General features: G+C 46.5%; 14 protein-coding genes and 1 riboswitch. All 14 genes read right to left on the bottom strand.

Annotated elements, in window-relative coordinates:
- Nucleotides 1-95: 95 nt before the first annotated feature.
- A complete protein-coding gene (locus tag ACZMB2_RS08510) occupies nt 96-266 on the bottom strand; it encodes a hypothetical protein (protein WP_487596401.1) in 171 nt (56 codons plus the stop codon).
- Between the two features lie 28 nt (nt 267-294).
- A complete protein-coding gene (locus tag ACZMB2_RS08505) occupies nt 295-1,470 on the bottom strand; it encodes a pyridoxal phosphate-dependent aminotransferase (RefSeq protein ID WP_487596400.1) in 1,176 nt (391 codons plus the stop codon).
- Between the two features lie 50 nt (nt 1,471-1,520).
- Entirely contained in the window at nt 1,521-4,052 is a 2,532-nt protein-coding gene (locus tag ACZMB2_RS08500) for an excinuclease ABC subunit UvrA (RefSeq protein WP_487596399.1), read from the bottom strand.
- A gap of 117 nt (nt 4,053-4,169) precedes the next feature.
- On the bottom strand, nt 4,170-5,411 hold the full coding sequence (locus tag ACZMB2_RS08495; RefSeq protein WP_487596398.1) for a saccharopine dehydrogenase family protein: 1,242 nt from the start codon (nt 5,409-5,411) through the stop codon (nt 4,170-4,172).
- A 53-nt stretch (nt 5,412-5,464) separates the two neighbouring features.
- Nucleotides 5,465-6,031, bottom strand: a complete 567-nt coding sequence (locus ACZMB2_RS08490) for an NUDIX hydrolase (protein WP_487596397.1) — start codon at nt 6,029-6,031, stop codon at nt 5,465-5,467.
- A gap of 156 nt (nt 6,032-6,187) precedes the next feature.
- Nucleotides 6,188-6,913: a nitroreductase family protein gene (locus tag ACZMB2_RS08485; RefSeq protein WP_487596396.1), complete on the bottom strand. Its 726-nt coding sequence runs from the start codon at nt 6,911-6,913 to the stop codon at nt 6,188-6,190.
- 2 nt (nt 6,914-6,915) lie between these two features.
- The gene (locus ACZMB2_RS08480; RefSeq protein ID WP_487596395.1) at nt 6,916-7,311 is read right to left on the bottom strand and encodes a DUF2500 domain-containing protein; all 396 of its coding nucleotides are present in this window, start codon (nt 7,309-7,311) and stop codon (nt 6,916-6,918) included.
- A 1-nt stretch (nt 7,312) separates the two neighbouring features.
- Nucleotides 7,313-8,773: a P-loop NTPase family protein gene (locus tag ACZMB2_RS08475; protein ID WP_487596394.1), complete on the bottom strand. Its 1,461-nt coding sequence runs from the start codon at nt 8,771-8,773 to the stop codon at nt 7,313-7,315.
- A gap of 28 nt (nt 8,774-8,801) precedes the next feature.
- The gene (locus tag ACZMB2_RS08470; RefSeq protein ID WP_487596393.1) at nt 8,802-9,383 is read right to left on the bottom strand and encodes a thiamine phosphate synthase; all 582 of its coding nucleotides are present in this window, start codon (nt 9,381-9,383) and stop codon (nt 8,802-8,804) included.
- Nucleotides 9,376-10,635, bottom strand: coding sequence for a 2-iminoacetate synthase ThiH (gene thiH, locus ACZMB2_RS08465; protein WP_487596392.1), 1,260 nt, complete (start codon nt 10,633-10,635; stop codon nt 9,376-9,378). Before thiH ends, ACZMB2_RS08470 begins: the two co-directional genes overlap by 8 nt.
- A 12-nt stretch (nt 10,636-10,647) precedes the next feature.
- On the bottom strand, nt 10,648-11,412 hold the full coding sequence (locus ACZMB2_RS08460; RefSeq protein ID WP_118769664.1) for a thiazole synthase: 765 nt from the start codon (nt 11,410-11,412) through the stop codon (nt 10,648-10,650).
- Between the two features lie 24 nt (nt 11,413-11,436).
- Nucleotides 11,437-12,072: a sulfur carrier protein ThiS adenylyltransferase ThiF gene (thiF, locus tag ACZMB2_RS08455; RefSeq protein ID WP_487596391.1), complete on the bottom strand. Its 636-nt coding sequence runs from the start codon at nt 12,070-12,072 to the stop codon at nt 11,437-11,439.
- 5 nt (nt 12,073-12,077) lie between these two features.
- A complete protein-coding gene (gene thiS / locus ACZMB2_RS08450; RefSeq protein WP_487596390.1) occupies nt 12,078-12,272 on the bottom strand; it encodes a sulfur carrier protein ThiS in 195 nt (64 codons plus the stop codon).
- A 158-nt stretch (nt 12,273-12,430) separates the two neighbouring features.
- Nucleotides 12,431-12,539: riboswitch (TPP riboswitch) on the bottom strand.
- A 130-nt stretch (nt 12,540-12,669) separates the two neighbouring features.
- A complete protein-coding gene (locus tag ACZMB2_RS08445; RefSeq protein ID WP_487596389.1) occupies nt 12,670-13,794 on the bottom strand; it encodes a DUF362 domain-containing protein in 1,125 nt (374 codons plus the stop codon).
- Between the last annotated feature and the right edge of the window lie 17 nt (nt 13,795-13,811).

Below are 13,811 nucleotides of genomic sequence, written 5' to 3'. Positions count from 1 at the left end.
CCGATCATGGTCAGGCTCGCGTTGGGCTGAATACTCATAATGTAAGCAAATGGCAGACGTATCAACAAAGTCTGAATAAGTCCCTGGGTCATGACTCACACTACATGCCTGGACGGCCATCGTCGCAATTCGGAAGTGGAACCGATGGCATCCAGGTAATGAATATCAGAAGACGTTACTCCATCCGGCAGTGGCGGCAGCAGATCCCTTGCCCTTTTTGCCTGATAACAGGCATCAAACATTTTTTTCAGTGTTTCAGTTCTCATAATAAAAAATTGTCAATACTGTTTTTCTTTACAACAATTCTTTCAATTTTCCCAAACGGACCAGCGCTTCATCCAGTGTCTTTTCCTCTCGTGCAAAATGCAGACGGATCAAATGATTGACCTCCTCGCGGAAGAAACTGGAACCCGGCACTGCTGCCACTCCGATATTTTTAATCATCCATTCACAGAATTCCAGATCCGTAAATCCGGCAAACTGCGGCAAGTCAAGGAATTCTTGGATGTCAATCATAACAAAATACGTTCCCTGGGGCACATTGTGCTTTAATCCGATCTGATCCAGTCCTTTCAGAAAACGATCCCGTTTCTTCGTATAAAGCTCCAGAAGTTCCTCATAATATGTTTCTGGAAAATTTAAGCCTGTTACGGCTGCTTCCTGAAGCGGTGCAGCTGCTCCTACGGTCAGAAAATCATGCACTTTTTTGGCACCTTCAATCACTTCTGCAGGGCCGATGAGATAGCCCAGACGCCATCCGGTGATGGAATAAGTCTTGGAAAGGGAATTGCAGGTAATGGTGTGATCATACATGCCCGGCAGGGATGCCATACAAACATGCTTGTTCGGTGCATAGACCATATGCTCATACACTTCATCCGTTACTACAAATGCGTCATATTTCAGCGCCAGTTCACCTATGGCCATCAGTTCTTCTCTTGTAAATACTTTTCCGCACGGATTGGACGGGTTACAGACAATAATTGCCTTTGCTCCTGCTTTAAATCCTTCTTCTACCAGACGAATATCAAACTCATAAGTCGGCGGTACCAGCGGAATGTAGATTGGTTCTGCTCCTGAGAGAATCGCATCTGCTCCATAATTCTCATAAAATGGAGAAAATACCATAACTTTATCTCCCGGATTGCAGATGGTCATCATGGCACTCATCATTGCCTCGGTTCCACCGCAGGTGACCACAATCTCTGTATTGGGATTGATCTTTCTTCCAATTGCTTTTTCCTGCTTTCTGGCAAGGGCTTCCCTGAAATTCTGTGCACCAAATGTTACTGCATACTGATGTGGCCCCTTATAAGACACTTTCGCCAATGCATCCAGCATAGCCTTAGGTGGATCAAAATCCGGAAATCCCTGGGACAAATTGATTGCCCCATATTGGTTGCTGATTCGGGTCATACGACGGATGACGGAATCGGTAAATGTGTTTACTCTGTCACTTAATTTAGGCATCTATTTGTTTCCTCTTTTCGTATTTCTATATAAACAAATTTTAGACCTTTTTACAGAAATCTACCTGTAATACTATCTTTATTTTTCTTGATCTGCTCCGGGGTACCACAGGCCACAACTCTGCCGCCTGCCTCTCCTCCGCCCGGACCCATATCAATAATGTAGTCCCCATTCCGGATCACATCCAGATCATGCTCAATGATCACCACCGTGGCTCCATTTTCAATCAAGGTCTGGAATACCTGCAGCAATGTCTGCACATCCAGCGGATGCAGTCCGATGGTCGGCTCGTCAAATATAAAAAGAGAATCCGACTGAGCTTTTCCCATTTCGCTGGCCAGCTTCAGACGCTGTGCTTCTCCTCCTGACAGGCTCGGCGTCTCCTCTCCCAACGTCAGATAACCAAGTCCCAGCTGTTCCAGCACTTCCAGTCTCTGATGTACGGTCTTCAGATCCTTTGTCGCCTGCAATGCCCTATGCACATCCATCTCCATCAATTGTGGCAGTGAATAAACGTTTCCCTTTTTGTTGGTATAATGAATCTGCCAAGCCTCTTTACCATACCGGGAACCTTTGCACTCGGGACAGGGCACATCCACATCCGGCAGGAACTGGACATCCAGGCTGATCTCCCCGGTACCATCGCAGACCGGGCAGCGCAGTTTTCCCGTATTATAGGAAAAATCGCCTGCCTTGCACTGATGATCCTTCGCCTCCGGCGTTCTGGCATAAATTTTTCTCAATTCATCATGCACATTTGCATAAGTAGCTACCGTTGAACGGACATTGATACCGATAGGAGTCGCGTCGATCAGCTTCACATGGAAAATCCCCTCCGCCGAAACCTGTTTTACATGTTCCGGCAGCTTCATCCCACTGATCATGGCTTCCAATCCGGGAATCAGGCTTTCCAACACCATGGTGGTCTTTCCTGAACCTGACACACCGGTTACGACGGTCAGTCTTCCTTTGGGAATATCCACCTCCAGAGGCTTTACCGTATGAATCCGATCCGTAGATAAATGAATGGTTCCCAGTGAAAATAATTCCTGCTCTTCTGCCCTCTCACGCACCTGTGTCTTCGCCTGTCCGGAAAGAAACGGGCCAATCATGGACGCTTTATTTTTCACAATCTCCGGAATACTTCCCTCGGCAATGACATAACCTCCGCCATTTCCAGCCTCCGGTCCCATTTCGATGATCCAGTCCGCCTCCGACAGCACTTCCGTATCATGATCCACCAGCAATACGGAATTTCCATCAGCCACCAGGTCATGCATGACGGCATTCAATCCCACAATATTGGATGGATGCAGACCGATGGACGGCTCATCCAGCACATAGAGAACTCCTGTAGTCCGGTTTCTCACTGCTCTTGCCAGCTGCATTCGCTGCCGCTCACCAGTAGACAGGGTGGAAGCGGCACGATCCAGTGTCAGATAAGACAATCCGAGATCCATGAGCCGCTTCGCCACCGTCTGGAAAGATTCACAGATACTTTCCGCCATAGGACGCATTTCCTCCGGAAGAGTATCCGGCATGCCAGCTACCCACTGTACCAAATCCCCCAGCGTCATCCGGCATGCTTCGTCAAGACCGATTCCGCGAAGTCTCGGCGCTCTGGCCACTTCTGATAATCGGCTTCCATGACATTCCGGGCAGATTTCTTCTTTTAAAAATTTCTCCACCCGCTTCATGCCCTTTTCATCTTTTACTTTTGCAAGGGCATTTTCTACCGTATAGACTGCATTATAGTAGGTAAAATCCAGTTCCCCGGCCTGGTTGGATTTCTTTGCTTTATAAAAAATATGCTTCTTCTCCGCAGGTCCATGATAAACAATCTCTTTCTCCTCTTCCGTCAGATCCCGGAAGGGCACATCCGTCCGTACCCCCATCTCCCGGCAGACATCCGTCATCAAAGACCACATGAGACTGTTCCACGGAGCAACGGCTCCATCGTCAATGCTGATAGAATCATCCGGCACCAGAGAATCCAAATCTACCGTGCGGACACTTCCGGTACCACCACATTTCGGGCAGGCACCCTGGGAATTAAACGCCAGTTCTTCCGCACTGGGTGCATGGACTCTCTCGCCGCACTCCGGACAGAAAATGTCCTGCTCCGCCGCCACATTTAAAGTCGGCGGTACATAATGGCCATTAGGGCATCGGTGAGATGCCAGTCTGGAATACATCAGCCGCAGACTGTTCAAAAGCTCTGTTCCGGTTCCAAAAGTACTACGGATACCAGGCACGCCTGGGCGCTGATGAAGAGCCAGTGCCGCCGGTACATGCAGGACTTCATCCACCTGCGCTTTCGCCGCCCCGGTCATCCTTCTTCTCGTATAAGTGGACAAGGATTCCAGATATCGTCTGGAACCTTCCGCATACAAAACACCCAGCGCCAGTGATGATTTTCCGGAGCCGGACACGCCTGCAATGCCGACGATCTGATTCAGCGGCACATCTACATTTACATTTTTCAAGTTATGTACCCGTGCACCCTTCACCCGGATGCACTTCGGTACCATACGTTTCTCTTCCATCTTTTCTTTTAATACATTTTCTTTTATTTGTACCATTCTGTCCTTCGTAGCCCGGTATAAGGTCTGCGATTTCTGATTTCGCGCGATCTGGTTAAACCAATTTCTGCATTCTTCATCTGACAAAGTGCGATTTTCAAACTGCCCTCACTCCTTCTAAAGCTCCATTACATGCCACTCATATCCAGTCTCATCCATCAGTTTCAGATACGGTTCCGGATCAAAGTACTCCGGTGAGAAGACTCCTGTATCTTTCCAGATACCTCTTCCAATCAGTTCAATGGCCAGTGCCGCACCAAATCCAGTCTGTGCTACCACTGCCTGGGAGCCCCACTGTTCCATGGATGCCTGATTATCAAAATTCTGATACAGGAAATATTCTTTTCTGACTCCATCCTTTTCTCCAATGCAGTGGACGCCTACCAGCATTTCTCCGATCATCTCTGTACCAATATCCTTGGGCTGTGGAGCACATGCGGCTACCACATCCCTTGGAACCACTTTCACATTTCCCACCTGTACCGGTTTCAGGCTCCGAAGCCCCAGATGGTCAATGACTTTCAGAGCAGTGATCAGATTATCATCCAAGCTGATTTTGAAGGTTGCTTTTTTCAGACCATACTGGGCCAGATAACGGGCAAAGGTAACCACTTCCTCGTGTTCCACCTTGACAAGCGTGTTTTCTCCTACTCCGTCCGGCATCTGGAATGTTTCCTGTCCTGCAAATGCCTTTTCCACAATCAGTCCGCCTTTTTCCTGGTCATATTCTACATTCGGATTCATTACCTCATCTAGAACGGTCCACACATTAAATCCAAACTGAATCGCATCCGGATCTGCTCCCGGCACAGAAAGATTGCCGCCGTCTTTGACATGGGCCTCTGTCATCACATCAAACAGATGGGTTGCCGCATATTTCGCAAATACATTTACCACGCCCGGATCAATACCCAGACAGATAACTGCCATCTGTCCTTTTTCTTTCCACTGCTCATGCCGGTCAAAATTATATTTTGTCATAGGTTCCGTATAGCTGTTTTCAATTCCAAGCCCATAGGCCGGCTCTTCCATAGGAACAGACCAGGTTCCCATATTGGCATAATTGGCCCCTGCTTCATAAGCTGCATCAAAAATATAATTGCTGGCAAAGGGCGGTGCCGCATCCATGACAAAATCAATCTTGTGCTCCTGGATCAGATTTTTCATCTGCTCCTTGTCCGTTGCATTAATCTGAACCGCTGAAAACCGATCATCCGCAAGAAGCCCGGCTACCGCTTCTGCACGGGAAAGATCATAATCACCTACCAGTACATAAGACAGCCACTCTCCTTTTGGATCACGCCATTTTAAAATCTTTAACATACTTTCGCCGACCGCTCCGGCGCCAACTAACATCATTCGCATTTTTTCAGCCTCCATTTATCATCTTTCAAATTTCATTTCTTCTTATCTTACCACAGTTTTTCTTTCTCTGAAAGTTTCTTTCTGACCATCTGCAGTTCTTCCAATGAAATACAATTGAGAAATGTATTCTGTTCTACTCCGTGAATACACTTTTCAAAATCCATCCAACGTACACTGTCCACTTCTACCGGGTCAATATGGAACTGATCCTCCTCCAGATCACACCTCATTATGAATACTCTGGAAATCTGCCTGTCATGGAACGGTTTTCCCTGAAACACACAATCCCATACCACATTCCGATCTCCACAGACGATCAGATCTTTTTCCTCCGCGGTAATTCCCAGCTCTTCTTTTAATTCGCGCAATGCAGAAGATGCGAACTCGCCACCTGCCGGGATATGCCCCGCACTGGAAATATCATAGCAGTTCGGAAAGGATGGCTTATCTGCAGAACGTTTTTGAAGCAGAATCTGAAACGCACCATCTTTTTTCCGAAGCAGCCACAAATGGGATGTTCTGTGACGAATTCCGTCCCGATGCGCCACCTCTCTGGCAACTGTCTCTCCTGTCAGATTTCCATTGTCATCTATTACATCTAAATATTCAGCCATATTGGTATCCTCCGTATACGTTTGAAAGGCAGCAGTTTCACCTGCCCTCCTGATGTTACTCTTATTTTGTAACCGCCCCATTTGCATACCCTCTTGACCACCCAAACGGATAGGCTTCTATAAAGGCACATCAACCATTACTGATTGATGTGCCCCTTAAAAATAACTCTCCAGATATTTTGCTACTGACCTGCTCATTTCTTTTGAAAAATCCGAATTATATTTACGTTTGCAAAATGCGCTGCACCATTCTTCGTAAGTACGGTTCTTATGTTCATGTGCAAACATTTCCCGCAATTCTTCTCCATCCATGCTGCGGTATGTATTTTCATGTACGATATGTTTTCGGTCACACCGTGCCGGCTTCTGGCGCTGCTTCTGCTGCATGGTCGGCCATCCAAATACTAACATAACTACTGGGAACACATACTCCGGAAGCTGTAAAAGTTTCCGATGTTCTTCACAGTTTTCCATAATATCACCGATATAACAGGACCCGATCCCCAGACTTTCTGCTGCCACCACGGCATTCTGCGCCGCAATTGCGGTATCTGTAATCGCAAGCATCAGATCACCCACGCCCGGTTTTCTCGGCTCACATCCTGCTTCCAGATAAGCATCATACCATTTCTTACAGTCTGCACAAAATACCAGCACCATTGGTGCCTTTGCGATAAACGGCTGATGGTCACAGCTTTCTGCCAGCTTTTCCTTTAATTCCTGATCTGTGATGTCCAAAATCGTATATAACTGCTGACAGCCCGCTGACGGTGCCTGCATGGCCGCTTCCAGAATCAGATTCTTCATTTCTTCCGGAATTGCCCTGTCTTCATATGCTCTCACAGATTTTCTCTGATATAAACTTTCTATTATTTCATTCATTTTTAGTCAGATAACCTTTCCCGCTCAAATGACAGATATCTCGTTCCCTGAAAGCTTAATTTTCCTATATCCCCTTCTGCCAACATTCCGTATTCCATTCCATCTACAGCAAACTCCATCCGGTCACCGCTCTCCACCTGAAATGTCGCATAGTACCAGGTGGAGTGGGTTGCCATATCATTCCCATGATGATGTGTAACATCTGTCCGCTTTGCAACCACTGTTGCGTCTACCGTCAGTCTCGGCGAATGATTATTCTTATTCCAGGTGCTTAATCCTTTTACTATCATAAAAAGGAACATTCCAAGAATCAGAAAAAAGATCAGAAAAAACATCACATCGAATAACTGAAATCCCATACCAAATCCGGTGTCAAACTCATTGTATCCAAATCCCATACTATTTCCTCCCCTGTAAAAGATTCAAAAGCACCGTATAAACAGTTTCATTTTCCTTTACCACCAGTGCCAGTTCTTCTTTCGCCCTGCTCAGTTGATGAAAAAGTTTTCTCACATCCCGCTGCTCAGATCGTAAATAGCCTTTTTCATCATAATAATATCTGTCGTCCATCACCACGACCAGACATTCTTCGTTTTCCTGAGGCGGACGATACCCCTGCCGAAGATAATCTTTCCGGAAATTTTCGGCTTCCCTGTCATCGTTGGCATAGACCACTTCCACATGGGGATAAGGCCTTAAGCCCCGTCTCCCAGGAAGGTGCATCATGTTCAGAATGAACGAAGAGACCTCTGCATTGGTCCGAATCCGGTTGGTCAGGTGAAATACCTGTATATCCGGAAGGTGTACCAGATCTTCTGCCACATTCTGCTTTCGTTCTTCCGGAGAAATCATATCCTCGCAGTCACTGGAAAAGATCACCGGACACCGGGTTCCGGCCTGCTGCAAACATTCCAGCTTTTCCGGCAGTAAAAGATGCGCTTCATCTACCAGAATTGCACTGTAAGAACTTAATTTTTCTTCTGTAATTTCATTATCTGTTACATAATCAATGCGTCTTAACCGCTCATGAAGGGTTTTCCACTCCTGTCCGGCTTCTCCGCAATGGATGATTGCCACCCGCTGCCGGCCAGACAGTTTCATGGCAATATCGTATAAAAGTAATGTTTTCCCGGTACCTGGAAGTCCGGTAAACCAGCAGTATCCTTTGTGATCTGCCCGGATCTTTTTCAAAATCTGACGTTCAATATCCCGCTGCTGTGAGGTCAGGAAATATTCTTTATTCAGAAAACGGGCTGCTTCCGTCAAAGGAGAGATCAGATACAATTCTGCCTCAAACAGTTCTTCAATATCTCCTTTATAATCCTGACTCTCATTCAAAAGTTCGTGGCACAGCTGCTCCCAGTCTGCCTCCACAATCCGGTCATGGTTCGTCAGTCGTACCAGCCGGTTCTGGCTGCTGATATAGGTATACGAACGAATCGTTCGTCCCAAAGGTGCCAGATAATATCGGTTCTGTAAAAGCTGCTTTCTGATCGCCTCGTCTGTCACTTCTCTGCTTTTCAGTTCCACATTAACAATCTGGTCCTCTTTGATCTGAATCAGATCAAACTCCTTTCCCAGACGCGGAATCGTAAAAGAATAGAAAAAACGAAGGGCATACACTTTCTCCATGTGCAGTTCCAGCTGATCCACGAACGATCTCATACTGTTCATCTCCCAGTCACGCACTTTCAGAAAATATGCCCTTCCCGACAGCTGCCGTTCTAACTTCTGCAGCTGCTCCGTATTCTGTTTTCTTGTAATCGAATAAATGGACAGGGATTTCATCTCCGGCTCTTCCTTCTCCGTACAGTAATCATTATGTTTATCATAACACAGAGCCGTCGGCCATAAAAGCAAAACCTTCCCTTCAATTCCTTAAAAATGTTTAAAGACGCATAAATCCTGACATCATGCATCCACCTGCAGCTCCGGCATCCATGACCTGTGACAGGCGTTCCATGCTGATACCGCCGATGGCATAGACCGGAACCGGGCAAATTTCACTGATTTCTCTAACAAAATCAACTCCTTTTCCTTTCAGACCTTTCTTACATTCCGTCTCAAAGATCGTTCCAAGGACAATCTGTGTGGCACCGCTGCTCACGGCAAATTGCATGTCTTCCATGCTGTGGCAGGAAATGCTCAGTTCCCGGAAATCTTTTCGAAGTGCCGATCGTTTCTGCTCACTTAATGACTGAAGCGCCGGAACAGACAAGTGAATCTGCTCACATTTCAGCTTCCGAGCCATATCAATTCTGGAATGTAAAAAGCACAGTACTCCTTCTCTTTCACAAAGAACCAGTATGTTTTTTGCCAGCTTTTCGTATTCCTCATCCGGCAGATCTTTTTCCCGCAGAATGACAGCATGAGGATGCAGGGCAATCACTTTTTCCATCTGCTCTAAAAAATCTCCCTGCACCAGCATGCGGTTTGTAATTACAATGGCATGCTCATAGGACTTACACATAAATATAATCATTCAGAACCGGCTGCAGACCGCCATGTTCCATATCCTCATACATTTTTTCAAAAGAACGGTCGTCGTTAATCTCGAACTGCTCATCCCCCACGTCCGCATCTTCTTTACCTTCGTATTTCTCTTCATGATCACCGATACCGGTAGATACACCTGCTGAGACCTTCGTCGCGCAGATCTTTGTAATGCCGTTACGGAATGTCTCACTTTCTCTGCTGGAGACCGTAATTCCTGCAAATGGAAGGAACATCCGGTATGCACACAGTACCTGACAAAGTTCTTTTTCCCCTACATCCCTCGGATTGATCTTATCATTATTCACAATCGGGCGAAGCCGCGGACAGCTTAAGGACAGCTCTGCGTGGGGATATTTCCGGTTAATGTAGTAGACATGAAGTGCCGTTGCCAGTGCATCCTTCCGGAAATCATCAAGTCCAAGCAGTGCAGAAAATCCGGCTCCGCGCATACCTCCCATCAATGCACGCTCTTGTGCATCAAAGCGATAGGGCCAGACACGCTTATGTCCCATCAGATGAAGGGTCTCATATTTATCCGTATTGTAAGTTTCCTGGAACACCGTCACATAATCTACACCACATTCATGGAGATACTGGTATTCATCCACATTCACCGGATAAATCTCAATTCCGATATTTTTAAAATACTTTCTCGCAATCTTTACCGCCTCTCCAATATATGTTACATCAGAATAGGCACGGCTCTCACCGGTAAGCATCAGAATCTCTTCCATTCCGGTCTTCGCGATAACCTGTATCTCATGCTCAATTTCTTCAAACGTCAGTTTTTTCCGGCGGATATTGTTGTAACAGTTAAATCCACAATAAATGCAGTAGTTCTGGCAGTAGTTGGCAATGTACAATGGTGTGAAAATATAAACGGTATTTCCAAAATGATTTTTGGTAATCTCTTCTGCTTTTCTCGCCATCTGCTCCAGATAAGGGGCTGCCGCCGGGGATAAAAGTGCTTTGAAATCTTCGATGGAACAGGATTCATGAGAAAGCGCCCTCTCTACATCTGCTGCTGTATAGGCATCATAGTCAAATTCATCCATTGCTTTCAGCACTTTATCTTTAATATCGGACTCAATGACCTGCATTCCTTCCATATATTCCATATGATTGGTTCTGAAAGACGGATCCTGCTCCAGACGGTGTTTTCTGTCCAGTGCAGCCTGTGGCAGCTTGTCACTGTCTACAAAATATACCTGATTTTCTTCATTCATAATACACGCCTCCTAACGCAGAAATCCAGTCAGCGGATCAGATGCACTGCCGCCTCTTGCAAGCACTCTTCCCATACCGGTCAGATACGCTTTTCTTCCTGCCTCGATTGCCAGCTTGAAGGCTGCTGCCATCTCCGGCACATCTCCAGCAGTAGCAATTGCGGTATTTGCCATAATAGCAGCTGCTCCCATCTCCATTGCTTCACATGCCTGGGACGGTTTTCCGATACCGGCATCCACAATAATCGGAAGATCAATTTCATCAATGAGCACCTGGATCATGGCTTTGGTTGCCAGTCCCTTGTTGCTTCCAATAGGTGCTGCCAGCGGCATCACCGCTGCTGCACCTGCATTCTGAAGATCTCTTGCCACATTTAAATCCGGGTTCATATACGGAAGTACCACAAATCCTTCTTTTGCCAGAATCTCCGTTGCCTTCACTGTTTCGTAATTATCCGGAAACAGATATTTCGCATCCCGCATGATCTCCACTTTGACAAAATCTCCACATCCCATAGCTCTGCTCAGTCTGGCGATCCGGACAGCCTCCTCAGCTGTTCTTGCTCCTGATGTATTTGGAAGCAGTGTCACTCCTTCCGGAATAAAATCCAGAATATTCTCACTCTCCTGGGTATTTGCCCGACGCAGTGCAAGGGTGATAATCTCTGCGCCGCCCTGTTCTACGGCCGCTTTAATCAAATTCAGATTATATTTTCCAGAACCAAGGATAAAACGGCTCTTAAACTCTTTTCCACCTAATACAAATTTATCTTCCATTTCTTTTTTCCTCTTTTCTTTTTATCATTCAGTCTGCATAATCAGCTGCAGTACTTTGTTTGCTTCATGGGCAGCACAGGCTGCCACCCTCGGTGCAACCAGTCCGATTCCATTGCCCACATCCGTACTTTGATCCCCACACACATAAAGCCTTCTCATCATCTGCTGCGTGCGGATTTCATTGGTATCTCCATAACCTGCCATACCGTTTCCTGATACCACTGTCGTCTCCGGGCACTGAGTCAATAGTTCCCGCACAAGCATCGCCTTCTGATCCGGCTTATCAAAGGCCTCACAGACAATGGAATAATCTGAAAACAGTTCCTTTACATTCTCCGGTATCACCTTCACGCATACAGATTCATAGGTAAGATAGGGATTGATCTGACGCAAAATCTCCGGCAGTGCCTCTGCCTTCGGTTTTCCAAGCTGCGGAATAAAATACATCTGGCGATTCAGGTTCGTCACATCCACTACATCAAAATCCACCAGCAGAAGCTTTCCAATCCCGCTTCTTGCTAACATCACTGCAATATTTGATCCCAGTCCGCCAAGTCCCGCTATCGCTACCTTGGCACTGCGAAGCTTCACCTGCATTTCTTTGGAAAAACGGGCATCAAAGGCCCGGTCCAGTTCTTCCTGCGAAATGAGTTCTCCCATTTTTTTCAGCCTCCTCCTACAAACCTAAGAACTTCAATGACATCCTCATCCTGAATGGTCACATTGCCCAGCTGGTCTTTTGGAATGATCATGAGATTCCGTTCCACCACTACCCGTTCCGGCCCAAATCCGGTCTCTTTTAAAAATTCCAGAAGATTCTTTCCGGCAATCTCCTTTTCTTCTCCATTGATTTTTACCATCCTGTTTCTCCTTTCACGTTTTAACACCTTAATCTCCAAGCACACAAAAAAGGCACCGAATGACACACTTTTAGTGTCATCCGGCGCCTGTAAGTACTCTGTGAAAAGTGGTGCCCCCAGTTCACACAAAACAGAGAGCAACGGCACATACGTCCATCCATTCGCGACATGTATTTCCCTACGTTGGCATTATCCAAATCAGGTTCCAGGTCAAGACTAATCAAGTCTACTCTCAGCCCATTTATTTGAGCTCCCTATTTGAAAAATATTATACAGAAGTTTCAGGAGATTTGCAAGAGATTTCCACATCTTGTAAATTCTTTCGAAATACCTGCTGTAAACAAATCATAATCACCGAAATCTTCCCTATCCTCACTACAAGATCAGAATCTTGTGTTTATCTAATTCTCTTCAACTCATAAGCTCTCGTTCCAAGGCCGATCTTCTCTGCCTGATCGAGGGTTGCTTTCCACTCAATATTCGGGTTGGAGTCTTTGAAATGATCGTGGTGACAATGCCATCCCGGCTCTGCCAGATGCTCGCCCAGCTGGCTGTTTTCAATCGGGGTTGCTTTCAGGCAGGCATCCGCACATGCCTGATCCAGTGCCACCGGATCGAAGCTTGCGAACATTCCGATATCCGGAAGGATCGGGGCATCGTTCTCGCCATGGCAGTCACAATTGGGGCTGATATCCTGCACCAGTGCAATATGGAAATGCGGACGGCCATGACAGACAGCCTGTGCATACTCTGCCATTTTGCGGTCGAGAAGCTCATTGGCACTGCTGTTCGGATTGTAGACTGCATCGTAACTGCAGGCTCCGATACAACGGCCGCAGCCTTTACATTTATCATAATCAATCACTGCTTTTTTGTTGACATAGGTAATTGCATCACTGCCGCATTCTTTTGCACAACGGCGGCAGCCACGACAGACTTCTTCGTTGATTGCCGGTTTTCCGCTTGCGTGCTGCTGCATTTTTCCGGCACGGCTTCCGCAGCCCATACCAATATTTTTAAGAGCTCCGCCAAATCCGGTTGTCTCATGTCCTTTGAAATGACTCAGACTGATGAAAATGTCCGCATCCATGATTGCATGTCCAATAAGGGCTGTTTTGCAGTATTCCCCGTTCACAACCGGGACTTCTACTTCATCGGTTCCGCGAAGTCCATCTCCAATGATAATCTGACATCCCGTCGTAATCGTGTTAAATCCGTTAAGATTTGCACAATCCAGGTGCTCCAGTGCATTTTTTCTGCTTCCCGGATACAGGGTATTGCAGTCCGTCAAAAACGGCATTCCCCCCTGCTCTTTACAGAGATCAGCCACTACCTTCGCATAGTTCGGACGAAGGAAGGCCATATTTCCAAGCTCACCGAAGTGCATCTTAATTGCCACAAACTTTCCATCCATGTCAATGTCTTTGATTCCGGCTGCGATACAGAGCTTTTTCAGCTTATCCAGCTGGCTGGTGCCTACCGGACACCGGAAATCCGTAAAATAAACAGTTGATTTCTCCATCTTATATTTCTCTCCTA

Source organism: Hominiventricola sp., assembly GCF_057604405.1.
The sequence above is the reverse complement of the archived record's forward strand: the minus strand, read 5'-3'. Positions and strand labels throughout refer to the sequence as shown.

Excerpts from the sequence above, each read along its gene's own strand:
- ACZMB2_RS08510 (WP_487596401.1), bottom strand. The coding sequence starts at position 266 with ATGAGAACTGAAACACTGAAAAAAATGTTTGATGCCTGTTATCAGGCA.
- ACZMB2_RS08505 (WP_487596400.1), bottom strand. The coding sequence starts at position 1,470 with ATGCCTAAATTAAGTGACAGAGTAAACACATTTACCGATTCCGTCATC.
- ACZMB2_RS08500 (WP_487596399.1), bottom strand. The coding sequence starts at position 4,052 with ATGGTACAAATAAAAGAAAATGTATTAAAAGAAAAGATGGAAGAGAAA.
- ACZMB2_RS08495 (WP_487596398.1), bottom strand. The coding sequence starts at position 5,411 with ATGATGTTAGTTGGCGCCGGAGCGGTCGGCGAAAGTATGTTAAAGATT.
- ACZMB2_RS08490 (WP_487596397.1), bottom strand. The coding sequence starts at position 6,031 with ATGGCTGAATATTTAGATGTAATAGATGACAATGGAAATCTGACAGGA.
- ACZMB2_RS08485 (WP_487596396.1), bottom strand. The coding sequence starts at position 6,913 with ATGAATGAAATAATAGAAAGTTTATATCAGAGAAAATCTGTGAGAGCA.
- ACZMB2_RS08480 (WP_487596395.1), bottom strand. The coding sequence starts at position 7,311 with ATGGGATTTGGATACAATGAGTTTGACACCGGATTTGGTATGGGATTT.
- ACZMB2_RS08470 (WP_487596393.1), bottom strand. The coding sequence starts at position 9,383 with ATGTGTAAGTCCTATGAGCATGCCATTGTAATTACAAACCGCATGCTG.
- thiH (WP_487596392.1), bottom strand. The coding sequence starts at position 10,635 with ATGAATGAAGAAAATCAGGTATATTTTGTAGACAGTGACAAGCTGCCA.
- ACZMB2_RS08460 (WP_118769664.1), bottom strand. The coding sequence starts at position 11,412 with ATGGAAGATAAATTTGTATTAGGTGGAAAAGAGTTTAAGAGCCGTTTT.
- thiF (WP_487596391.1), bottom strand. The coding sequence starts at position 12,072 with ATGGGAGAACTCATTTCGCAGGAAGAACTGGACCGGGCCTTTGATGCC.
- thiS (WP_487596390.1), bottom strand. The coding sequence starts at position 12,272 with ATGGTAAAAATCAATGGAGAAGAAAAGGAGATTGCCGGAAAGAATCTT.
- ACZMB2_RS08445 (WP_487596389.1), bottom strand. The coding sequence starts at position 13,794 with ATGGAGAAATCAACTGTTTATTTTACGGATTTCCGGTGTCCGGTAGGC.